Genomic DNA, 21,360 nt, shown 5'->3' with positions numbered 1-21,360 from the left:
GGTTGGCTGTGTACACATAAAGTATACCATTGTACCATTCAGAATTTTCAGTCGTAAATGAATTGGTTTATTTAGATGTAGGGCTGAACCTGGAAAGGACAGATAGAGAGAACCACCAAAAATGGATTTTTTGAACCAGTTTAATAGGTATCCAAATAGTTACTGGTATTTCTACTATGTTTACTTTAATCCCGTCGAAGGGGGTATACTATGTCCGGCGTTTCCGGTCTTAGTGGAGTCGGAGACGACCGAGCGTTAAGAGAAGTCTAGCAAATCTTTTTAGTAAAGCGACGTGCTGGTCGCGTTGGCCTTCGAATCCCGAAGGAAGAACAAAAAAAAAAGCCACCTTAAGGTGGCTCTTGAAGTGGAGCCGGAGGGATTCGAACCCTCGTCCAAACAAGCAATAACTATGCTTTCTACATGCTTAGTATCTGCTTAGTTTTCGATGCATGCCTGACCAGATACGGCCTAACATACACTTATCTTCTTTAGGTTTTAGAGGTGCCGCCAAAGCGAGCGGACACCCTTGTGTTGACTTTTTTGGTGCTCCTAAACGAATCGCCATCAACAAGGGCTATTCAGGAACATCTCGCTTCCCTACCTTGTAGGGACGAGGCAAATCCTACTATAATTCAGATTATGCGGCAAGAGCGTAATTATTTTCGCCAATTAAAAGTGTGAAACATGAGATTAACGAGCTGTATCCCAGCGCTCGGCATGCTTACATCGCCATTGGTCTTGCTGTCAAAACCGGTCGGCCCCATAATGAGTTAGGTAAGCTTTGCTTACCGTAAACGAATTATGCCCTGAGTACTTCGTCCATGCTCAGCATAAACTGCGCCGAAGGGTCTAAACGCTTTCTCACTTTTTTATCAAAGAACTTGACTGCACTGAGTACTTCGACTATGCTCTCTATGAACTCTGTCGAAGTGTGGGCGTTACCAAAAAGTCGCTTCGCAACATTTCGGTCGGGCTATCGGCCGTACAAGCCTGCTTGCCGCAGGCAGGGTACTTGCCTCTATCCCTAACGCGGTCGGCAAAGGTAACGCATATCCATCAAACAATAAAAAGTTTGCTTACCCTGCCTTTTCCTCTTATTTTGGTCAACAATTATACCAAAATGTTATATGAAGTTCGGAATCATCAGGGAACGTAAAAATCCACCAGACCGCAGGGTAGTGCTATCCCCAGAAGAATGTCAAAATGTCTTGTCCAAATTCCCAAAGGCCGATATTTTGGTCGAATCCTCACCAATTCGAGTGTTTTCAGACCAAGAATATACCGATAAAGGCCTGTCAGTGGTCAATGACATGGAAGTTTGCGAAGTGCTACTTGGCGTAAAGGAAGTTCCCATTGATGCGTTGATTCCCAATAAAAAATATTTCTTTTTTTCCCATACCATAAAAAAGCAACCTTACAATAGGGAACTGCTCCGAGCCATATTGGACAAAAACATCGAGTTGTACGATCATGAGGTCATAACCAACGCCAAAGGGGCTAGGCTGGTAGCCTTTGGACGTTATGCAGGAATCGTTGGAGCCTACAATGGATTTAGGACCTACGGGTTAAAATATAACTTGTACCAATTGCCCAAAGCCGAGTCTCTTCTGGATCAGAAGGCCCTGATCACCGAGCTTAAAAAAATAAAACTGCCCAACATCAAAATATTGCTTACCGGCAAAGGTAGAGTGGGCAATGGGGCAAAGGAAATGTTGGATGGTATAGGTTTAAAAAAAGTAAGTGTCTCCGAATACCTGAGCGACACCTTCAAAGAGCCAGTATATTGCCAGATAGATGCATCTGATTATAACAAGCGTAAGGATGGTGTCCGTGGCAACAAATTGGATTTTTTTAAGAACCCTAGGGAATACAAATCAAATTTTTTCCGATTTGCCGAAGTGACAGATTTTTATATTGCAGGACATTTTTATGGTGACGGCGCACCATACCTGTATACCCGGAAAGATGCCAAACAGCCTCGGTTCAAAATAAAAGTAGTGGCCGATATCAGTTGTGATATTGATGGTCCGGTGGCATCCACCATACGTCCGTCTACCATTGCGGACCCCATTTATGGCTATGATCCGCATTCTGAAACGGAGACCGATTTTATGTCGGAAAATGCCATTGCCGTAATGGCCGTGGATAACTTGCCCTGTGAATTGCCCAGGGATGCCAGTGTTGGTTTTAGCGAAGCATTCTCTAAGTATGTAATCCCCTCGTTTTTCAATAACGACAAAGACGGAGTTCTTGAAAGGGCCCGTATGACCCAAAATGGGAAGCTGACCGAACGTTATGCATACCTACAAGATTACGTGGACGGTAAAGAATAACGCTTCGTCCAAAAAACATGGTTATAGGTTGACTGAGGACTGTTTTTTAGTATATTGTGTGTCCTAATTTCCATAAGCCAGTGAAATTCAATTGGGTGTTTTCTGGAGATGACAATCCAGCAATGCAAAGGACTTGTATTGATTTAGAGTACAGCCTCAGACCAAGAATTATGCGATTCCTGTTGTCTAGACTGGATGTCGATACCGACTTTTCCAGCTTTCATTTCAATGTGGATGTGGACAATAAACGGGTTTCTATATCGGATAGAACTCCAAAGGAGTATGCTAATCAAATTCTGTCTGGTTTTGATCAGGCTATAAATGGCTCATCATTTTCTTCCCTGGCTTAAAGTTATTTAGAACTTAATCGGCATAAATCACAATTAATAAACTTTTAAGGGTTGCCAAAGACGCAAAATGTAAATTCCTGATTAATTTTGTCAGCTTAAATTATAACTACGTTGCACAAAGATTTGATCATAGCGGCACTTTGGAGTATATCGCCTTTTGGAGAGGCCAAGGTCGGTATTCCCTACGGGATGTACCAAGGGGTTAATGAGTACGTTGTATTTATTGTGTGTTTTTTGGCCAATGTAATGGTATTTCCTTTAATGATGTTCTTTTTGGAATACATCAACCGTCATTTGATCAAATGGCGTTTTTATAAAAAGTCCGCTGTCTTCGTAGGTCAAAGAGCCAAAAAGGGTTCGGGAAACAAAATACAGCGTTTCGGATTCTTGGGGATTGTATTGTTTGTTATGATTCCCCTGCCAGGTACAGGGGTTTATGCCGGTAGCATAGCAGCATACCTATTCAAAATGAAAAAGCGCGAAGCTTTTGCGGCAAATACGATCGGCATCTTTTTCTCCTCTGTAATTATTTGGGTGGCCACCTTAATGTCCATGGAAGGCATTTAAGACAATAGTTTTTTCGATTTTGACCATTCTTAAGGTTGGATTTATTTATTTTGTCTCCAACTTAAATCACTAACCTTAAACAAAGCTTATGGCATCAGGTTTTTTTGCTGTTTTAGATGATATTTCCGCACTTATGGATGATGTGGCAACGATGAGCAAGGTCGCCACAAAAAAAACAGCAGGTATTTTGGGGGATGACTTGGCGGTGAATGCCGAAAAGGCGACGGGATTTTTATCCAGCCGGGAAATTCCCGTACTATGGGCCATTACCAAAGGTTCATTCTTGAACAAGCTGATTATTCTGCCCATAGCATTTTTGTTGAGTGCCTATCTGCCCGTTGCTATTACTGTTATTTTGATTTTAGGTGGTGTCTATCTGGCTTACGAAGGAGCAGAAAAAGTATACGAGTACATTTTTCATAGAGGAGAGGAAGCCCATGACGCCCCCCCCACCGAAATACCCAAAGAAGATTTGCCGGAGCTTGAGAAACAAAAAATAAAGCAGGCCATCATAACCGATTTTATCCTCTCCATTGAGATTGTGATCATCGCTCTGAGTACCGTGGTCAATGAACCATTGACCATTCGTATTGCCACTGTGTCCGTTGTAGCGTTATTGGCCACTGTTGGGGTTTATGGTATTGTTGCTTTAATTGTTCGTATGGACGATTACGGTTACAAGCTCATTAACCTGAACGAACAAACGGATAGCTTCTCAGATAAGGTGGGCAAAGTTTTGGTGAATGCGCTTCCAAAAATCATTAAGGGCTTGTCAATTGTTGGAACCTTGGCCCTATTGTTGGTTTCAGGGGGTATTTTTACCCATAATATTGAATTTTTCCATCATTTGTTCCCAAGCCTGCCCTCCTTGTTAAAGGACTTTATTTTTGGGCTGGTCATCGGATTTGTTGCGCTTCTAATATTGAAGTTGGTGAAAAAGCTGTTCAAAAGTAAGTCGTAAGCAAGTCATTTTTATGAATCCAGCAGAAGAGTATATCATCAACCAGAAAGAACCCTTCAGAAGCATTTTGTTGCACCTAAAAGCGGTGATCGAGTCTGTTGTTCCTGATGTTGACATGAAATATAAATGGAGCATCCCATGCTTTTATGCGGGCAAACAGCCCATCTGCTATTTAAATGTGTCCCAAAAAAAGAGGTATGTGGACATTGCCTTTTGGAATTCGGCCCATCTAACATTGCATTTGGATAAAATGGTCAATGAAAACCGAAAGGTGGTTAAATCGCTTCGCTATTTTTCGCTGGAAGAAATCGACCAAGAGGTGTTGGTGGAAGTTTTACAGGAATGCTATTCGCTTAAACATAAAGGATTTTACAAAAAGTAGATTTAGGAAGGTGCGAGTTCTTTTTTAGAGGTGTTCAGTTTAAAGAAAGCTATCCAGAGCGATACAATTCCCAATATCAACCAGAGCAAATCCACCAAAAGAATGTGCTGGTATCCATTTTGATAGGCTACCCAAATCCAATTGCCGGACGCAATCCCGTTCGCAATCGGAACCAACAATCCCAAAATACCACCAGAGATCAATGTCCATTTATTGGTAAAGGCAATATTCTTTTTAAGGATAAAGAAAACAGATGCAGCTAACCAAACAAGAAAATAGGTTTGGTACAAAAAGGTACGGTTGACTTCTGTTGCAAACTTTACAAGAATAAACTCTAAGGCGGTAACAGGAAGCAGGGTAAGGCAGATGGCCATGTACCAATTGGCTACTTGTGCGTTAAATTTTCTACGCTTTTCTGGGATATTCTTTTTATCACGAGCTACAAGCCAGATCATGATCCCGGATAGGATAACAAAACAGGAGACCAGTCCAAGAATAAAGGATATCAAACGAAGTCCTACGCCCGCATAATCACCAAAGTGAAGACGGAACATCATATTTTTAACACCATCCAAATATGAATTGTTCTTGGCAGGAACTTTTTCTTCTACAATGGAGCCATCTCCCATATTGTAGATTCGGTATCCAAGGCCATTTAATTTAGTTTCGTAACCAAGGTATCCACTGATTGCGGCATGCATATTTTTGTCCCCGTAATTAAAGATATGGGTTTCGGTCATTCTAAAATCGGGCCACTCCTCCTTCATTTCATCCACCAGTTGATCAAGATGGATCTCTTTGGTCAGTTTCTCGTTCTGAAATTCATATACAGGATGATTGTACTCCAGGTCTTCAAATAGTTTGTTTTGGTCCCCATCGTACATTCCCATCACCACAGGAAGAATCAAAATGCCTTTCAACAAAAAGAAGGCTCCGGTAACGGCATACACAAATTGAAATGGGAAACCGATTACCCCTAAAGCGGTATGGGCATCCGTCCAAATAGTTTTTATCTTGGCCCACGGCCTGAAGGTGTAAAAGTTTGAGACAATCTTGTTCCAATGCACCAAGATTCCCGTGATAATGGCAAATAAGAAGAAGAAGGCAACCAATCCCGATAAATATCTGCCGTAGGGATATGGGATTTGGTCCAAAAAGTGAAGGCGGTACAAAAACTCGCCCAAATGGTAATTGCCCTCGTAGCTTCCTTTGGTCTTGTCCACCGTATCCAAATAAAAAAAGACGCGGGCTTTGTCTTTTTCAGCAGCTAGAGAGTCTTGAGAAGCCCCAATGCTTACGGAAATATTTCTTTCATTATAATAGTGGCGCAGCTCCACATCACGACCATAAAGATTGTGTTCTTTGGAGAGTTCGTCAAGATATTGGTCCACGCTTCCGGATATTGCATCCTCCTGGGTCACGGTATGCCCGCGTTGCCAATTGGTAATCTCATCCCTGAAGAAGGAGAACGAACCTGTAAAGAAAATAACGTAAAGTGCAACGCTGATTACGATACCGCTTACGGTATGCGTGTGGAACAATATATTGTAGATGCGGTTTCCCATGGTTTAAACAAGTGGGTTGGTTTGGTTTCCAAAATAAAAGATCACAAAGAGCACAAGGCTTGCCAAAAGATAGATGCCCCAGATTTTCCAGCCATTTTTGCCCAAAAAAGCTACAACCATTAAAATGGCCCATAGAATAAAAGCGGAAAAGGTACTGGTGATGATTACGGTAACATGGTCGAACCAACTGGCCAAGGCCATATGGAACATTACCGCAACGATCAAACCACCCAAAATAGCAGCAGATATCTTGGCAAAACGTTGCGAGGTCGATGGGGTCAGGTATTTTTTGTTGGCGGGCATAGTTTAAAACAGAAGAACTTCAAAAATAAATGAACAGGTAAAAATCAATAGTAAAAAAGTATAGTTCAGCAATCGCAAGGGAGCCAAGAGTATAACTAAACTGGCAATCGTCATTAAAATGATAAAAAAGGTAAATGTTCCTGCACCTATGCCCCAATAAAAGCAACTCAGCCCCAATGATAAGATCATTAAGGCCAAGCCAATGCACTTGGATGCTCTTCCGTGTTCTCCAATCGACTTTTCAAAGCCCAGATTCCCAACGGCCGACATTTTTTTTGATGTACTGTACAGCAGGTAAAAGGAAATCAAGGTTAGAAGGGAAATTCCCGTGAGCATTGTTATTGTTTTATACAGTAGGTGGCACAATGCCAGATAAACTCATACTCTTCGCCATTGTAGGTGCCTGGAATCTCTTCTTTGGTCGTGGTCTCCACAATGTATTTTGTATCCCATGGCAAGGCAAAGGAAACTTCACCGTTATCATCGGTGTACAATGTTTTCGACCACAGGTCCGCAACATATACTTTAAGTTCGTTTTTGGGTATAGGCTCTCCTTTGTACAAAACTTGGAGTTTGATTTCCTTCCCGTCATTTTCCAATTGTTTTACCACTATTCCTTCTGGATTTTCCGCTTTGGTGTCTCCATTTGTCCCTACTTGAACCTTTGCAGTGGAATGATAGTGCGTCTTGAAAATTCCAAAGTCGTATTGAGTATAATCGATTACATCGATTTCATTGTTGTTCAAGGCAATGGTATAAACACCGTTTTGTGATGGCGTGAAACTGGCCAAGTAATGGTCTTCCTTTGGCTCTGTCTTAAGTTCAGTCTTTGAACCATCGGGACTGATTACCCAAAGGGTAAATTTAGAAACTGCGGGAAAGGCCTCACCTTCTACTTTTTCAATGACGCCGTAAGTGTACTCACCATAGTGTACACGTACTTCTTGGGATTGACCAAGTTTTCCGTTGGTATTGGTCTCGATCCATAGGTAGTGTGCCTGGGCCGTAAGGGTCCCTAAGAGGCAGGTTAAAAAAAGAATGAATTTTGTTTTCATGATCATTTACATTTAAAGGCCCATGATGTTCCATGGGCCCTGATTAAATTGTTTCGGTTTAAAAACTATAAGCAACGGTAAGTCTTCCATTGATGCCTGGTTCTGATTGCCAATATAGGTAGGAACCATAGTTGGCACCGGAATAAAGATATTCGTCCAAAATATTGTTGATGTTCAGCTGAACCCTGAAATTGCTGTTTCTCCATGATAGGGCACCATCCATTCTAAAATAGTCTGGAAGGTCGGACTGATTGTCAGCGGCCCATGCCCAAGTAGATCGGTCTACTTGGTATTGGTAGCCTAAAGAAACACCGAATCCGTTCAACGATGATGTCTGGGCGAAGTTATAATTTAACCACCCGTTGGTTACATGTTTGGCATGACCGGCCACTCTGGTGCCTACAATATCCGGGTTGGGATCTTCGGTTACCTCTACCTTGGTGTTGGCATAGTTCAAGATTACATTTAACTCTGGGGTAATTTCACCTTGAAGGTCGAATTCTATACCCTTTGATTGTACTTCGCCCAAATACATGGAGAAGTTAGGATTGGATGGATCTGTGGTCAAAATATTCTCCTTCGTTATTTGGTAAACCCCTAAAGAAGTTCTTAACCGTCCATCAAAAAAGCTCTTTTTAATACCACCTTCTATATCGTTGGCATCCACAGGGTCGTTCAAAGGTTCCATATCAACACTCATTCCTGCTTGTGGCAAAAAAGATTGGTCGTAGAGTCCGTAAACGGTCAAATCGGGCAAAATATCAACGCTCAAACCAACACGTGGTGTTAATACGTCATCGTTTTCCGTTTTTCCTTGAGTATACAAGTTGGTATACCGTCCGGCCAAGGTCAATCGAATTTTATCATCCAAGAAACCAATCTCATCTTGCAGGTAGTATCCTCTTAACGTATTTGCACTATATGGAGCACCTCCGTTTCTGTATTGAACATTTACGGAACGGTCAAACTCTGGAATAGTAACACCATATTGGGGATTGTAAATATTAAAGGGTGTTGCAGTATCTACAGGAAGTGTAACCGAAAAGTCGGCCCAATAGGATTTTTCACTAAAGTCGAAACCTCCCAATATTTTATGTGAGACAGCTCCTGTATTGAAGGCACCGTTGATATATAACTGAGCATATTTACCTACGGATAGTGCATCCCACTGGGATATGGTCCTAACAACATCTCCAGTGTCGATATCAAGGCCTGCTATCCAGGCAGAATTTCCAATTTGATCATATCTTAAATATGCCATTTGACCTTCAACGCTCCAATTATCAGAAAATTCGTGTTTGGCATTCAAAAAGAAAGTAACTTCTTGGATGTCGGTTTTTGGATAATTGGTATCAACAAAGTTGAAGTCACGGGGCAGGCTCGCGTATCCATCTTCCACAGGCGCAAAAATATAGGCGGATCCCAAGAAGGATTCGGCATCCTGCAAGTTCATTTCTGTAGTTACGGAGGTTTTATCGCTAAACTTATAGGTTAGGGCAGGAGCAATGCCAAATCTATCGGTTTGCTCATTTCCCCTATGGCTGTCCGTAGTTTGGTACATGGCGTTGAAGCGATAAAGTAACTTTCCATTTTCGGAGGCTTTGCCACCCACATCAACAGTACCACGATAAAAGTCAAAGCTACCTGCTGTAAAAGATGCGTTGGCCACAAACTCTTCTGTAGGTTTTTTGGTAACTACATTATAAAAACCACCGGGCTCACCTGCGGACATCATAAATCCGGCCGGGCCTTTTACAAACTCAATGCGTTCCACCGTGTTCATGTCTTCGGCCAATGGTCCCCAGCTGTCTTGGACGTTTACTCCGTTCCTGAAAGCTGGTAAACGGAACCCACGCATGTTGATCCGGGCAAATTGTCCCCAATGTTCCAACATGGTAACACCACTCACATTTCGGGTAAGTCCGTCCATTATGGTGGTTACTTGCTGATCTTTTAAGAGCTCGTCGCTGATGACCTGCACATTTTGTGGCAGTTTTACCAATTCGGTTTTTAGCCGAAGCGAAGTTGAAGGCTCCCTTTCCAGGTATTTGTTTTGATGTCCCTCAACAATAACTTCGTTGAGCTGTTCTTGTTTCTCTACCATTTTAACCGTTGGAACTTGTGTGGTTTGTCCAGCATTGATCGTGATGGTCTTAGTTTGCATTCCATAACCTACCATAGAAAAGGTGAGCGTGTAGGCGCCAGGAGCAAGATTTTCAATTTTGTAAGAACCCGAACTATCGGATGTGGCGCCCAAACTTGTGTTGGACAGCATAATGTTTACATCTGATAGGGCATTGTTTCTTTGATCTGTCACTTTTCCTTCCAAACTTCCTGTTTGGGCTTGCGAAAAAGAGAAGACAGCTAGGCTGAGGATGAATAATATATTTTTCATTAGTTATTTGTAATTGGTCTAAATAAATTTCGAATGCAAATGTATGTTCCAGCATTTAATCAGACAAAAAATATTTAGACTAATTATAAATAAACTTAAAAATTAAATGTAATAACTTTAAAATCAGCGTGTTGATTTTGTTAAAATTGTAGTCTGGAAAGAATTTACAGTGAATTGATAGTTTTTCTAATTGCAGTCAAATCCGTCAAAAGTTTTTCCAATAAACTTAAATCCAGCATATTGGCGCCATCACTTTTGGCATTTGCAGGATCAAAATGGGTTTCCATAAAAAGTCCATCTACACCAGCTGCGATTCCCGCTCGGGACATTGTTCCTATCAGCGCGGGTCTTCCGCCGGTAACTCCAGAGGATTGGTTGGGCTGTTGAAGGGAGTGTGTAACATCCAGTACAACAGGGGCATATTGCTTCATGGTAGGAATCCCACGGAAATCTACGATCATGTCTTGGTATCCGAACATGGTTCCACGATCGGTGATAATGGCCTGCTCATTTCCGGTTTCCGTTACCTTGGTAACGGCATGCTTCATGCTTTCAGGGCTCATAAATTGCCCTTTCTTCAAGTTGACGACCTTGCCTGTTTCTGCGGCAGCTACGACCAAATCGGTCTGCCTGACCAAAAAGGCAGGAATCTGAAGAACGTCCACATATTCAGCAGCCATGGCGGCATCAGAAATTTCATGAATGTCGGTTACGGTAGGAACACCAAAAGTCTCTGAAACTTTTCGAAGGATTTTTAAGGCTTTTTCATCACCAATTCCGGTGAAGGAATCCATGCGGCTCCGGTTCGCTTTTTTAAAACTACCCTTGAAAATATAAGGAATGTTAAGCTTATCGGTAATGGCAACAGCCTTTTCTGCGATGCGCATGGCCATCTCCTCGCCTTCAATGGCGCAAGGGCCTGCCAATAAGAAAAAATTATCGCTGTCCGTGTGTTTTATCTGTGGGATTTTGGTGATGTCCATTTCTTAAAGTTTGCACAAATATAATATTAAACCATGGTATCCTTTTTAGATTTATCGATACAAACCATCGACCATGAAAAATAAATATGTTCTTATTTTACTCTGTTTTGTTTCAGCTTTCACATACGCTCAATGGCAAGAGCGGGGAGGTACTTTTGGTTTGGCCCATTTGGAGCGACATCAATTTAAATTGAATTTATTGAGCCCAGGATTTACATATGAGCTTGGAATTTTTAAAAATCAAAGTATTTCTACAAACTTGGGTTTGGCCACCGCCACTTATGAAGAGGGCTATGTATTGGGTTTGGCAATGAACAACCGTTACCGGTATTATCATAATTTTGATAGAAGGGAAAGACTGGACAAGAACACCTCTGGTAATTCTGGGAATTATATCGCCGCCGCCCAAGCTATCTTTTTTTCACAACTACGAGTTGCGACCGATGTGGAAGGCCCGGATGATTTTAACTTGGGGTTTTACGGAATGGTCTATGGCATTCAACGCACGTATGAAAAAGGTTTCAATTTTAATGTGGAAGTTGGGGCAGGATACTATCGCGGAGATGGCGTACCCAATGGTTATGGGCCCTTGATTAATTTTACCTTTGGATGGGTAGCCACCAAACGAAAGAAAAAAGACCCGTACCTTGATTAAATAAAGAGGTCAGAGCATACTATTTTGATAAAGTTGGGGTTATAGTACTACCAAATTAACCTACATGCGTCGCTTACTGCTTTTGGCATTCCTGTCCACAGGATTTTTTGTACATGCTCAATACGGCACCAATTGCGAGGTCCGTCAGTTTAAGCTCAATGCCATCAATCCGGGTATCCAGTACGAAATGGCTTTGGGCGTGAACAGTACGCTGGATATTCGCGTAGCATATCAGGTCGCTCTGGAACCAGCTAGTTCCCAACCTTTGGAAGATTTTGATTTTTTTCCTGCCATTACCATTCAAAACCGATATTACCACAACTTGAACAGTCGGGAAAGACGCAGAAGGTCTATTTTTGGAAATTCCGGTAATTACGTAGCACCTTCCGTAGCTGTTTTTTCTCCCGGAGAGCGTGTGGTCGAGGGGCAACTGGTAGATGGTATTCACGGTTATGGTGGTCTGGTTTATGGCATTCAACGCAGTTTTGATTCAGGCTTCAGCTTCTCTATTGATGCCGGTGCCGGCTATTATGTGGGACCGTTCAAAGGCACCATCCAACCCGTGGTAAACTTGAGTATTGGGTGGATTATCAGCGAAAAGCGCTGGTGTGTTGGTCTGTGATCATTTTTCTGGTACAATATTTGAGCCTTCTTGAGGAAATTCAAACTAACCATTTATGAAAACTATTTCCTCATTACTTTTATTTTTATCCATTGGAGTTGTTGGAATTGCACAATCTGTGAAGAACGTTGAAGACTATCAACTCACCTTAAATGTACTACTTCCCGGCATCATCTATGAAAAGGGACTTTCCCAAAATTCAACTATAACGGCAGAGGCTACCATGGGTTTTGGGTACAGGGAATCCGACTTTGTGGAAAGTGGATTTGGGATATACCCTATTGGAAGGCTACAGTACCGATACTACTATAATTTTGACCGACGACTGGCAAAAGGAAAAAACATTACAGGCAATACGGGTAACTATATTGCTCCCACAATCGCCATTCAAGGAGGTAAGGCAATAATTGGGGATTTGGATTATGTTTCTGATTATTTTGGGGGTATCGGCGCCGTTTATGGTCTCCAACGGACGAGCCAAAAAGGATTGCAATTTCGATTCGAGTTTGGGCCCGGTTATTTCTTTGATGAATTTGAAAGTAACTTCGGTATTTTTCTTGCCTTGAAGCTCGGGTGGGTGGTCGGTAGAAAGTGAAATAATGGAACTTCCACAAAATCAATAAGATAAAAATAACATTAAGGTGTGTTGCACAAGAAAAAATAGCAGTATCTTTGCGGGCTTAAAATTTAGGTTATGTCCAAAATCAAAAACATTGCAATCATTGCACACGTAGACCACGGTAAAACTACCTTGGTTGATAAAATTATGTACCATTGCCAGTTGTTCCGAGAAAATGAGAACAAGGGCGACCTGATATTGGATAACAACGACCTGGAAAGGGAGCGTGGAATCACCATTGTTTCCAAAAACGTTTCCGTTGTTTACAAAGACACAAAAATCAATATTATAGATACCCCTGGTCACGCCGATTTTGGTGGTGAGGTAGAGCGTGTTCTGAACATGGCAGATGGGGTTTTGTTGTTGGTGGACGCCTTTGAGGGGCCCATGCCACAGACCCGTTTTGTACTTCAAAAGGCAATCGACCTTGGTTTGAAACCTTGCGTGGTCATCAACAAAGTTGATAAGGAAAACTGTACTCCGGAAGAAGTGCACGAGAAAGTTTTTGACTTGATGTTCGAATTGGGTGCCGAAGAATGGCAGCTGGATTTCCCGACCGTTTATGGTTCTGCAAAGAACAACTGGATGGGCGAGGATTGGAAAGTACAGACAGAGAACATTGAGCCGCTATTGGATATGGTAATCGAACATGTTCCAGAGTTCAAACCTCAAGAAGGTACTACTCAAATGTTGATCACTTCTTTGGATTACTCGTCATTTACCGGGCGAATCGCCATCGGAAGATTGCAACGTGGTAAACTTCGTGAAGGGCAACAGGTTTCTTTGGTGAAAAGAGACGGTTCTATCGTAAAAACAAGAATTAAGGAACTTTACACTTTTGAAGGTTTGGGCCGTTTGAGAGTGGAAGAAGTGGTTGCTGGGGATATTTGTGCCATTGTTGGTATGGAAGGATTCGAGATTGGCGATACCGTTGCCGACATCGAAAACCCAGAAAAATTGAAGACCATTGCTATTGATGAGCCTACCATGAGTATGCTTTTCACGATCAACGATAGTCCGTTTTTTGGTAAAGATGGAAAGTTTGTTACTTCCCGTCACATCAAGGAGCGTTTGGAAAAAGAATTGGAGAAAAACTTGGCGCTTCGTGTACAACAAACCGATAGTGCAGATAAATTCTTGGTCTATGGCCGTGGGGTATTGCACCTTTCTGTTTTGATCGAAACCATGCGTAGAGAAGGTTACGAGCTTCAAATTGGTCAGCCACAGGTTATCATTAAGGAGATTGATGGAGTTAAATGTGAGCCGGTGGAACACTTGACCATTGACTTGCCAGAAGAAGTTTCTGGAAAAGCGGTTGAGATGGTGTCCATCCGAAAAGGAGAGATGACCAGTATGGAAGCAAGAGGTTCCCGAATGGTCTGTGAATTCATTATTCCATCCAGAGGAATCATCGGTCTTAGAAACCAATTGTTGACGGCTACCGCAGGTGAGGCCATTATGGCGCATAGGTTTTTTGAATATCAACCATTGAAAGGGGATATCGCCCAGCGATTGAACGGTTCTTTGGTTTCCATGGAAAACGGAACAGCGATCCCTTATTCCATCGATAAACTTCAGGAAAGAGGTAAGTTCTTTATTGACCCGGGAGAGGATATCTATGAAGGGCAGGTAATCGGTGAAAACTCCCGTCAGGATGATATGACAGTGAACGTGACCAAGACCAAAAAACTATCTAACGTTCGTTCTTCGGGAGCTGATGACAAGGCAAAGATTGTTCCTGCTATCAAATTCTCTCTGGAAGAAGCATTGGAGTACATTCAAAAGGATGAATACGTAGAGGTGACCCCAAACCACTTGAGACTTAGGAAAATATACCTGAAAGAAGTGGATAGAAAAAGAAACAAGGTAGTTTAAGATAATTCAATTTGACATTTGAATAAAGCGGATGGAGTGATACACTTCATTCGCTTTTCTTTTTAAAACAAGCGAAGAGGCCCAAGTTCTTTGATCTTAAAATTTACTGTAAATGTCCGTGGTGCTGTTCTCGCAAACACGCTACGGCAGCTCCAATGATACCTGCATGGTTCATTAATTCAGCCTTGATCACCTCAGTCTCAATATCGATATGATGACTGAATTCCTCCCAATTTTTTGAGGTTCCCCCGCCAACAATGATAAGGTCCGGGCAAACGATAAGCTCTACCAGTTTTAGGAATTTATTGAAGCGTTTGCCCCACTTTTTAAAACTGAGCTCTTCTCGTTCTTTTGCCGAAGCGGCCGCCCATTTTTCAATCTTTTTGTGCTTTTTGTATGGAATCTGGCCCAGCTCAAAATTTGGGATGAGCACACCGTTATAGAAGGCACCACTACCTAGTCCTGTTCCGATGGTAATCATTATTACAAGACCATTTTTACCTTTTCCAATACCATAGTTCATTGAGGCATAGCCAGCGGCATCTGCATCGTTGAGTACGGTAAATTCATGCCCGGTATATTCGGTGAATAATTCATCGATATTAACACCGACCCAACTTGGATGAAGATTTCCTGGCGATTTGCAAACCCCGTTTTTTACTATGGATGGGAATCCACAGCCCACAGGCCCTTCATAATTGAAGTGTTCCACGATTTCGGCCACCACTTTGGCCATATCTTTGGGCTTTTTTGATTTTGGGGTTGGGATTCGGAAGCGTTCTGTCAACATCTCTCCAGTTTCGGCGTTTACTAGGGCACCTTTCATGCCCGACCCGCCAATATCAATACCAAGAATTTCCATAGAAAGGAATCAATGTTAGTTTGAACAAAGTAACAAAAACTTTTGTTGACCGAATAATTTCAATGGAAATCAATCCACTAGAAAGGTGTTTTGGGTGTTATATCGCTTTTTGTATTACCTCGAACACTTTGCTGCCATCACATTTTAGGGTTTTATGCGGATATTTTAAGATTAATGCATAATCATGTGTCGCCATAATAATGGTGCGCCCATTTTGGTTAATGTCCTGCAATACTTTCATCACCTCAACACTTGTCTGCGGGTCCAAATTCCCTGTCGGCTCGTCGGCCAAAATAAGTTCAGGGTCATTCAGTAGGGCCCTTGCAATGGCAATACGCTGTTGTTCGCCACCAGATAGTTCGTGGGGAAACTTAAAACCTTTGGTTTTCATACCGACTTTGTCCAACACCTCTTCGATTTTATCATCCATTTTCTTGGGGTCGGTCCAACCGGTTGCCTTGAGTACGAACCTAAGGTTGTTATTGACATTTCTGTCCGGTAGCAATTTAAAGTCCTGAAAAACGATGCCCAACTTTCTTCGCAAAAAGGGTATGTCCTTTTCTTTCATCGTTTTTAGGTCAATGTCCACTACCTGTCCAGCACCTTGCTTTAATGGAAGGTCGGCATACAGTGTTTTCATAAAACTACTTTTTCCACTACCTGTTTTGCCGATTACATAGACGAATTCCCCTTTTTTGACCTCAAGGTCAATATCGTTGAGAACCATGTTCTCATCCTGAAATACGGCAACGTCTTGTAATTTTACTACGGTATCGGACATAATTTTAATTCAACAGCTTACACAAAAGTATTTGAAAATATGCTAAGCGACATCAAAATGAAAGGTTAATCCCAAATTTATTTTGAAACTTCCATGGATTGATTTTTCCAGATTCTTGTGTTCAGGTTTAAATCTTCCACAATACCAATGGCTGCATAAATATCCTCATGAACTTTTTCAAAAACATCTGATTTTAATAAACTCTCTTCTTTATTTAGGCAAAGGAAACCATATGGATGCTGTATGCCCAAATACAATTTGTTTTTGTTGAATGAGAGCATGATGGGTTTATCGATCTTTCTTTTTAAACGGGTTATTCTTTCCATTAGAGAAGTGGATAGGATATACCGTGCCTCGACCTGATCGGTACTGTATACCATAAAATCATTTTCAAACTCAGTATCTTCTAGCTCTACAAGTATACCTCTTGCAGCATTAAAATTTTGTAGGTTTTTAGCAAGATGCCCCACTCTTTTTTCCATTGCATCGGACAAAACAATGGTATGTCCATTGAACTTTTTATTAAAATCGACCACGGCAAACATTCCAACGAAACTACTTCCCATATTCTCGTTAGAATGGTGTTTGGAAAACCAAGGTCTGATATAGTTATAGACGAAGTTGAGGTAGGGGAACAAAGGAATGTACATTAAAAAGGAACTATAGACCCCTTGGTTGATGATATTGACATCGCCCATGGCAATCTGGGTGTCGCCCACCCTTCCGGATAAAGTTCCAAAGTGAAGATTATAACTACTCTGTTTATTCTTTTTCACTTGTGCGTAGGAAGGGAGTAGTTTACTTTCTTCAATTAGTTTGGGAGAAATCTGTTTTTTGAAGTCAAATTTGAATTCGGGTACCATTTTATGCAAGGCCTTCTTCAATATTTCTCTTTCGCTTGTCCTGTACTTATTTTTAGTGGTATAGGAAGCAACCATAGTAATGAAAAAGAGTACCCAATACACTGTCGCTATTAGTTGAAAAGGGTTCCATGAGCTTCCTTGGGTAACATTGGCAATCCATTTGCTGAAACCGGCATTGTTAAAGTAGGTGACCATGGGCAAAAGCAAAAAACCAAAAATCATTAGTGACATTAAAACTGAAAATATCTTTTGATAAAAAAGATGTTTTCTTCGGATGTGTTCAGCTTTAATTAGGAGCGGATATACCTCATCCCTGATTTTGTTTAAATCGACCATTTGTGGTTAGTTGAATGAAATTTTTGGAACACTTCTTTCCTCTTCCTTAATGGTGAACAAGGGTCTTTTGGAGTAGCGCATCAATTTGCCCATGATGTTGGAAGGAAACATTTCAATGGCATTGTTGAACGAATTTACAGCGGCATTGTAGGCTCTTCGGGCTGCGGATAGTTGTTCTTCGACTTCGTTTAGGCTGGATTGCAGCAAAAGAAAGTTTTGGTTCGCTTTTAGATCGGGGTAGGCTTCGGCACGAACTTGCAATTTCCCCAACATAATCCCCAGTTGGCTTTCCAATTGAAACCGTTCTTCGGGTTGGATATCCTTTGCCAATATTTTTTCCCTTAGCTGGGTAAGCTCCATCAAGGTTTCCCGTTCGTGCTGTATGGCGCCTTTAACAGTATTAATAAGTTGCGGAATTAGGTCGGTTCTCTTTTTTAGCATTACATCGATGCTGCTATAAGATTCTTCAACCTTGTTTTTTTTGCTGATTAAGTTATTGTACAGGAAAACGCAGAACAATATGATCAGAATCAGAATAATTGTAAAATAGGTCATCTCAACATGGTATAAATTAGACAATGGTACAAATCCAAGGATTGTCCCCCTTTTTTGTAATTGCAAAGCCAAAAACGACTTTATATGTTGAGGTTTGGAATTATTGCTATTGAAGGGGTTTTCAATAGAGGACTTAAAAATACTATTTCGTGCCAATAAATCAAGTTCAGGTTCGTAAATTTCGGTAAATGACAGATTAAAATATACTTTGGCCTTAAATTTGACGTTATGTGTAAAGTCAATCGAGAAGAGCGTAGAACACTATGAATCGAAAAAACCTCCTTTTAATTCCCATTTTTATGGGAACTTTTTTTGTGCCGTCCGCGCAGGAAACCAAGATATTTACCCACGAAAACAAAGCCTATCAAGATGCCTTGGCGCTCTACAATAATGAGCAGTACCAAGCAGCACAGAACATTTTTGAGTCTGTGAAGGCCACTACCAAAGATGATGAAACCGAAGCCAATAGTGCTTATTACGCGGCCAATGCTGCGATTCGGTTGAACCAGCGCGGAGCGGATAAGATGATGGAAGATTTTGTGGAGCGATATCCTACATCAACAAAGCGAAACTCCGCATTTTTGGATGTGGCCGACTACTATTTTGAGACCGGGAAATATCCATATGCCTTAAAATGGTACAAAAAAGTAGATGAGAGCTCAATGCCCTACTCGGAGCGCGACCGTTTTAACTTTAATAACGGCTACGCTTTGTACGCATCCAAGCGTCCACAAGAGGCTGAACGCTATCTGAACAAGGTCACCACCTCCCAGAAATACGGCTCGCAGGCCAAATATTATTTGGGATATATTGCCTATGAGCAGGACGATTACAATTCTGCAAGTGCTCGGTTCGACCAAATCCGCGATCCAGAGCTGCTCGATGAAAAGTTGACGTATTATCAAGCTGACCTCAATTTTAAGCTGGGTAAGTTCCAAGAGGCCATTGAACTGGCCAAAAAGCAATTGCCAAAATCAAATAGAGAGGAAATTTCCGAACTCAACAAAATTATTGGGGAGAGTTATTTCAACTTGGAAGAATATGCCGAAGCCATTCCTTATTTGGAAGCATACAGGGGCAAACGTGGAAAATGGAACAACACCGATTATTACCTCTTGGGCTACAGCCATTATAAATTGGGCAACTACGAACAGGCCATTCAACAGTTCAATAAAATTATTGGGGGAAGCAATGCCGTTTCCCAAAATGCTTACTACCATTTGGCCGAATGCTATTTAAAGTTGGACAAAAAATCAGAAGCCCTGAATGCGTTCCGAAATGCTTCACAGATGGAGTTCAGTCCAGAGATTCAAAAAGATGCCTGGTTGAACTATGCCCGTTTGAGCTATGAAATAGGTAATGCCTACGAGCCAGTCCCTCAAGTGTTGACCACATATTTGGAGAAATATCCAAAGGATGAGCATCAAATGGAAATCCAAGAACTATTGGTAGACTCTTACATTACCTCTAGAAATTTTGAAGGGGCGATGGAACTTTTGGAAGCAAATCAAAACTACGCCAGCAAGGAAACCTACCAAAAAGTAGCATATTACCGTGGGGTGGAACTTTTTATCGATGGCGATTACGAAGGTGCTTGGGAACGATTCGATAAATCCCTGAAAAGTGCTGCGAATCCTACTTTTGAGGCCCGTGCACTGTATTGGAAAGCGGAATCGGCCTACCGGTTGAACCGTTTTGAAGAAGCCCTGGTCGATTTTGTGAGGTTCCAGAACGCTCCGGCGGCCAAGTCGCTTCCGGAATATGAACAACTGGATTATAATTTAGGGTACTCATACTTTAAACTGAAAGACTACAACAACGCCATATCCTATTTTCAGAATGTGGTAAGCTCCAATGCCATTGATGATCAAAGAAAGAACGATGGTTATTTAAGGTTGGGGGACAGTTACTTTGTAAACAGTAAATACCAGCTGGCAAAAAAAGCTTATGATACGGCATCCAGTATGAACGGTCCCGAGCGCGACTATGCGGCTTTCCAAAAAACACTTTGCGATGGTTTTTTGGGCAACAATTCGGCAAAAATCGATGGTCTCAACGAATTCTTGAGGATGTTCCCAATATCATCATTACGGGACGATGCCCTTTTTGAACTTGGAAATTCCTATATCAACAACAACCAAGAAAGTTTGGGTCTGCAAACCTACGACCGAGTCGTAGCCGAGTATTCTGGCAGTAAATTTGCCCCGCGCGGATTGTTGCGTTCCGGTTTGGTCTATTACAATTCCAGCCGAAATGAGCAGGCGTTGAGCAAACTTAAGGAAGTGGTCCAAAAATATCCGAACACCCAAGAGGCCAAACAAGCGGTGGCCACGGCCAAATTGGTCTATGTGGACGAAGGTCGGGTGAGCGAATACGCCGCTTGGGCCAGAAATTTGGATTTTGTAGAGGTGACCGACTCCGAATTGGACAATGCCAGTTTTGAGTCCGCCGAGAGAAAACAAATCGAGGGCAAAACCGCAGCCGCCATACGTGGATACGAGGATTACTTGAAGCAATTCCCCAACGGATTACATGCCCAGAACGCCAATTTTGCGCTGGCACAATTGTATTTCGCCAATGGGGAAAAAGATAAGGCTCTACCAAAATACAAAGCGGTGGCCGATGGAGGCAACGGTGAATACACTGAACAGGCCCTGACCCGTGTTTGTGAGATATATGTTGATAAGCAAGACTACAATAGCGCTATTCCGTATTTGAAAAGATTGGAGAACACTGCGGATATTTCGGAGAACAAAACCTTCGCTCAGTCCAACCTGATGAAAGGGTATTATGGTCAAAAGGATTACTCGCAGACCATTGCTTATGCCGAGAAAGTGCTGAATGCTCCCAAAATCGATGACCGTATCAAAAGTGATGCGCAGATCATGATTGCACGTTCGGCCATCGCTACGAACAATGAGAACTTAGCTAAAACTGCTTACCAAGATGTAAAACAAATTGCATCTGGAGAATTGGCGGCAGAAGCTTGGTACTACGATGCCTATTTTAAGAACAAGGAACAGGATTTTGAAGCCTCCAACGAGTCCGTTCAAAAATTGGCCAAGGACTATGCGGCCTACAAGGAATGGGCGGGAAAAGGCTTGGTGATCATGGCCAAGAACTTCTATAATTTGGGAGACGCCTTCCAAGCCACCTACATTTTGGAAAGTGTCATTTCCAATTTCGCCGAATTTGATGAAATCGTTTCGGATGCCAAAAGTGAACTGGCCACCATTAAGGCCAAGGAAGCAGAGAGCAATTCATCCGTAGACCCCAACGAAAACTAAACGAGACACAA

20 protein-coding genes and 1 other RNA gene are annotated in these 21,360 nt (G+C 41.9%); 10 read left to right on the top strand and 11 right to left on the bottom strand.

Going from position 1 to position 21,360, the window contains the following annotated elements; all coding sequences use genetic code 11:
• Positions 1-362: 362 nt before the first annotated feature.
• Positions 363-762: a transfer-messenger RNA gene (gene ssrA, locus J0656_RS08185) on the bottom strand.
• A 365-nt stretch (positions 763-1,127) separates the two neighbouring features.
• On the opposite strand from ssrA, the gene J0656_RS08180 reads away from it, so the two are divergent.
• The 5 genes from J0656_RS08180 (at position 1,128) to J0656_RS08160 (ending at position 4,593) form a co-directional block, all read left to right on the top strand.
• Positions 1,128-2,333 carry an NAD(P)-dependent oxidoreductase gene (locus tag J0656_RS08180; protein WP_207032784.1) on the top strand — a complete coding sequence of 402 codons (1,206 nt, stop codon included), beginning with the start codon at positions 1,128-1,130 and terminating at the stop codon, positions 2,331-2,333.
• An 80-nt stretch (positions 2,334-2,413) separates the two neighbouring features.
• Positions 2,414-2,683 (top strand): hypothetical protein, encoded by a 270-nt coding sequence (locus J0656_RS08175; RefSeq protein ID WP_207032783.1) that lies wholly within the window; start codon positions 2,414-2,416, stop codon positions 2,681-2,683.
• 111 nt (positions 2,684-2,794) lie between these two features.
• Complete coding sequence (locus tag J0656_RS08170; protein ID WP_207032782.1) at positions 2,795-3,250, top strand: COG2426 family protein; 456 nt, start codon at positions 2,795-2,797, stop codon at positions 3,248-3,250.
• Positions 3,251-3,338: 88 nt separating this feature from the next.
• Positions 3,339-4,211, top strand: coding sequence for a DUF808 domain-containing protein (locus J0656_RS08165; RefSeq protein ID WP_207032781.1), 873 nt, complete (start codon positions 3,339-3,341; stop codon positions 4,209-4,211).
• Between the two features lie 13 nt (positions 4,212-4,224).
• Complete coding sequence (locus J0656_RS08160) at positions 4,225-4,593, top strand: DUF1801 domain-containing protein (RefSeq protein WP_207032780.1); 369 nt, start codon at positions 4,225-4,227, stop codon at positions 4,591-4,593.
• A gap of 2 nt (positions 4,594-4,595) precedes the next feature.
• On the opposite strand, the gene J0656_RS08155 is transcribed toward J0656_RS08160, so the two are convergent.
• The 6 genes from J0656_RS08155 to kdsA form a co-directional block, all read right to left on the bottom strand.
• Positions 4,596-6,158, bottom strand: coding sequence for a PepSY-associated TM helix domain-containing protein (locus J0656_RS08155; RefSeq protein WP_207032779.1), 1,563 nt, complete (start codon positions 6,156-6,158; stop codon positions 4,596-4,598).
• A 3-nt stretch (positions 6,159-6,161) separates the two neighbouring features.
• The gene (locus J0656_RS08150) at positions 6,162-6,461 is read right to left on the bottom strand and encodes a hypothetical protein (protein WP_207032778.1); all 300 of its coding nucleotides are present in this window, start codon (positions 6,459-6,461) and stop codon (positions 6,162-6,164) included.
• Between the two features lie 3 nt (positions 6,462-6,464).
• Positions 6,465-6,797 (bottom strand): hypothetical protein, encoded by a 333-nt coding sequence (locus tag J0656_RS08145; protein ID WP_207032777.1) that lies wholly within the window; start codon positions 6,795-6,797, stop codon positions 6,465-6,467.
• A gap of 2 nt (positions 6,798-6,799) precedes the next feature.
• Positions 6,800-7,516 carry a DUF4198 domain-containing protein gene (locus J0656_RS08140; RefSeq protein WP_207032776.1) on the bottom strand — a complete coding sequence of 239 codons (717 nt, stop codon included), beginning with the start codon at positions 7,514-7,516 and terminating at the stop codon, positions 6,800-6,802.
• 58 nt (positions 7,517-7,574) lie between these two features.
• Positions 7,575-9,911 carry a TonB-dependent receptor gene (locus tag J0656_RS08135; protein WP_207032774.1) on the bottom strand — a complete coding sequence of 779 codons (2,337 nt, stop codon included), beginning with the start codon at positions 9,909-9,911 and terminating at the stop codon, positions 7,575-7,577.
• 164 nt (positions 9,912-10,075) lie between these two features.
• Positions 10,076-10,894, bottom strand: coding sequence for a 3-deoxy-8-phosphooctulonate synthase (gene kdsA, locus J0656_RS08130; protein ID WP_207032773.1), 819 nt, complete (start codon positions 10,892-10,894; stop codon positions 10,076-10,078).
• 73 nt (positions 10,895-10,967) lie between these two features.
• On the opposite strand from kdsA, the gene J0656_RS08125 reads away from it, so the two are divergent.
• From J0656_RS08125 to typA, 4 genes are all read left to right on the top strand, one after another.
• Complete coding sequence (locus J0656_RS08125) at positions 10,968-11,549, top strand: hypothetical protein (RefSeq protein ID WP_207032772.1); 582 nt, start codon at positions 10,968-10,970, stop codon at positions 11,547-11,549.
• 64 nt (positions 11,550-11,613) lie between these two features.
• Positions 11,614-12,171: a hypothetical protein gene (locus J0656_RS08120; RefSeq protein WP_207032771.1), complete on the top strand. Its 558-nt coding sequence runs from the start codon at positions 11,614-11,616 to the stop codon at positions 12,169-12,171.
• Positions 12,172-12,226: 55 nt separating this feature from the next.
• On the top strand, positions 12,227-12,766 hold the full coding sequence (locus J0656_RS08115) for a hypothetical protein (RefSeq protein ID WP_207032770.1): 540 nt from the start codon (positions 12,227-12,229) through the stop codon (positions 12,764-12,766).
• A 99-nt stretch (positions 12,767-12,865) separates the two neighbouring features.
• Positions 12,866-14,665, top strand: a complete 1,800-nt coding sequence (typA, locus tag J0656_RS08110) for a translational GTPase TypA (RefSeq protein ID WP_166248935.1) — start codon at positions 12,866-12,868, stop codon at positions 14,663-14,665.
• Between the two features lie 103 nt (positions 14,666-14,768).
• Here typA and ppgK read toward each other — a convergent pair whose 3' ends face one another.
• The 4 genes from ppgK to J0656_RS08090 form a co-directional block, all read right to left on the bottom strand.
• A complete protein-coding gene (gene ppgK, locus J0656_RS08105; RefSeq protein ID WP_207032769.1) occupies positions 14,769-15,527 on the bottom strand; it encodes a polyphosphate--glucose phosphotransferase in 759 nt (252 codons plus the stop codon).
• Between the two features lie 97 nt (positions 15,528-15,624).
• A complete protein-coding gene (locus J0656_RS08100) occupies positions 15,625-16,308 on the bottom strand; it encodes a cell division ATP-binding protein FtsE (protein ID WP_207032768.1) in 684 nt (227 codons plus the stop codon).
• Between the two features lie 77 nt (positions 16,309-16,385).
• Positions 16,386-17,393, bottom strand: coding sequence for a DUF3137 domain-containing protein (locus tag J0656_RS08095; RefSeq protein ID WP_207032767.1), 1,008 nt, complete (start codon positions 17,391-17,393; stop codon positions 16,386-16,388).
• A gap of 120 nt (positions 17,394-17,513) precedes the next feature.
• Positions 17,514-18,062: a LemA family protein gene (locus tag J0656_RS08090; RefSeq protein ID WP_207032766.1), complete on the bottom strand. Its 549-nt coding sequence runs from the start codon at positions 18,060-18,062 to the stop codon at positions 17,514-17,516.
• Positions 18,063-18,325: 263 nt separating this feature from the next.
• On the opposite strand from J0656_RS08090, the gene J0656_RS08085 reads away from it, so the two are divergent.
• Positions 18,326-21,349 carry a tetratricopeptide repeat protein gene (locus J0656_RS08085; RefSeq protein WP_207032765.1) on the top strand — a complete coding sequence of 1,008 codons (3,024 nt, stop codon included), beginning with the start codon at positions 18,326-18,328 and terminating at the stop codon, positions 21,347-21,349.
• Positions 21,350-21,360: the final 11 nt, after the last annotated feature.

The sequence above is a fragment of the Flagellimonas aurea genome (assembly GCF_017313785.1).
GTDB classification, from domain to species: Bacteria; Bacteroidota; Bacteroidia; order Flavobacteriales; family Flavobacteriaceae; genus Flagellimonas; species Flagellimonas aurea.
Note: the sequence above shows the minus strand (reverse complement) of the source record. Positions and strands in the feature narration are given on the sequence as shown.

What these genes read in the sequence shown, in the direction of transcription:
- J0656_RS08180 (WP_207032784.1), top strand. Translation starts at nt 1,128, where the DNA reads ATGAAGTTCGGAATCATCAGGGAACGTAAAAATCCACCAGACCGCAGG.
- J0656_RS08165 (WP_207032781.1), top strand. Translation starts at nt 3,339, where the DNA reads ATGGCATCAGGTTTTTTTGCTGTTTTAGATGATATTTCCGCACTTATG.
- J0656_RS08160 (WP_207032780.1), top strand. Translation starts at nt 4,225, where the DNA reads ATGAATCCAGCAGAAGAGTATATCATCAACCAGAAAGAACCCTTCAGA.
- J0656_RS08155 (WP_207032779.1), bottom strand. Translation starts at nt 6,158, where the DNA reads ATGGGAAACCGCATCTACAATATATTGTTCCACACGCATACCGTAAGC.
- J0656_RS08150 (WP_207032778.1), bottom strand. Translation starts at nt 6,461, where the DNA reads ATGCCCGCCAACAAAAAATACCTGACCCCATCGACCTCGCAACGTTTT.
- J0656_RS08145 (WP_207032777.1), bottom strand. Translation starts at nt 6,797, where the DNA reads ATGCTCACGGGAATTTCCCTTCTAACCTTGATTTCCTTTTACCTGCTG.
- J0656_RS08140 (WP_207032776.1), bottom strand. Translation starts at nt 7,516, where the DNA reads ATGAAAACAAAATTCATTCTTTTTTTAACCTGCCTCTTAGGGACCCTT.
- J0656_RS08135 (WP_207032774.1), bottom strand. Translation starts at nt 9,911, where the DNA reads ATGAAAAATATATTATTCATCCTCAGCCTAGCTGTCTTCTCTTTTTCG.
- kdsA (WP_207032773.1), bottom strand. Translation starts at nt 10,894, where the DNA reads ATGGACATCACCAAAATCCCACAGATAAAACACACGGACAGCGATAAT.
- J0656_RS08125 (WP_207032772.1), top strand. Translation starts at nt 10,968, where the DNA reads ATGAAAAATAAATATGTTCTTATTTTACTCTGTTTTGTTTCAGCTTTC.
- J0656_RS08120 (WP_207032771.1), top strand. Translation starts at nt 11,614, where the DNA reads ATGCGTCGCTTACTGCTTTTGGCATTCCTGTCCACAGGATTTTTTGTA.
- J0656_RS08115 (WP_207032770.1), top strand. Translation starts at nt 12,227, where the DNA reads ATGAAAACTATTTCCTCATTACTTTTATTTTTATCCATTGGAGTTGTT.
- typA (WP_166248935.1), top strand. Translation starts at nt 12,866, where the DNA reads ATGTCCAAAATCAAAAACATTGCAATCATTGCACACGTAGACCACGGT.
- ppgK (WP_207032769.1), bottom strand. Translation starts at nt 15,527, where the DNA reads ATGGAAATTCTTGGTATTGATATTGGCGGGTCGGGCATGAAAGGTGCC.
- J0656_RS08100 (WP_207032768.1), bottom strand. Translation starts at nt 16,308, where the DNA reads ATGTCCGATACCGTAGTAAAATTACAAGACGTTGCCGTATTTCAGGAT.
- J0656_RS08095 (WP_207032767.1), bottom strand. Translation starts at nt 17,393, where the DNA reads ATGATTTTTGGTTTTTTGCTTTTGCCCATGGTCACCTACTTTAACAAT.
- J0656_RS08090 (WP_207032766.1), bottom strand. Translation starts at nt 18,062, where the DNA reads ATGACCTATTTTACAATTATTCTGATTCTGATCATATTGTTCTGCGTT.
- J0656_RS08085 (WP_207032765.1), top strand. Translation starts at nt 18,326, where the DNA reads ATGAATCGAAAAAACCTCCTTTTAATTCCCATTTTTATGGGAACTTTT.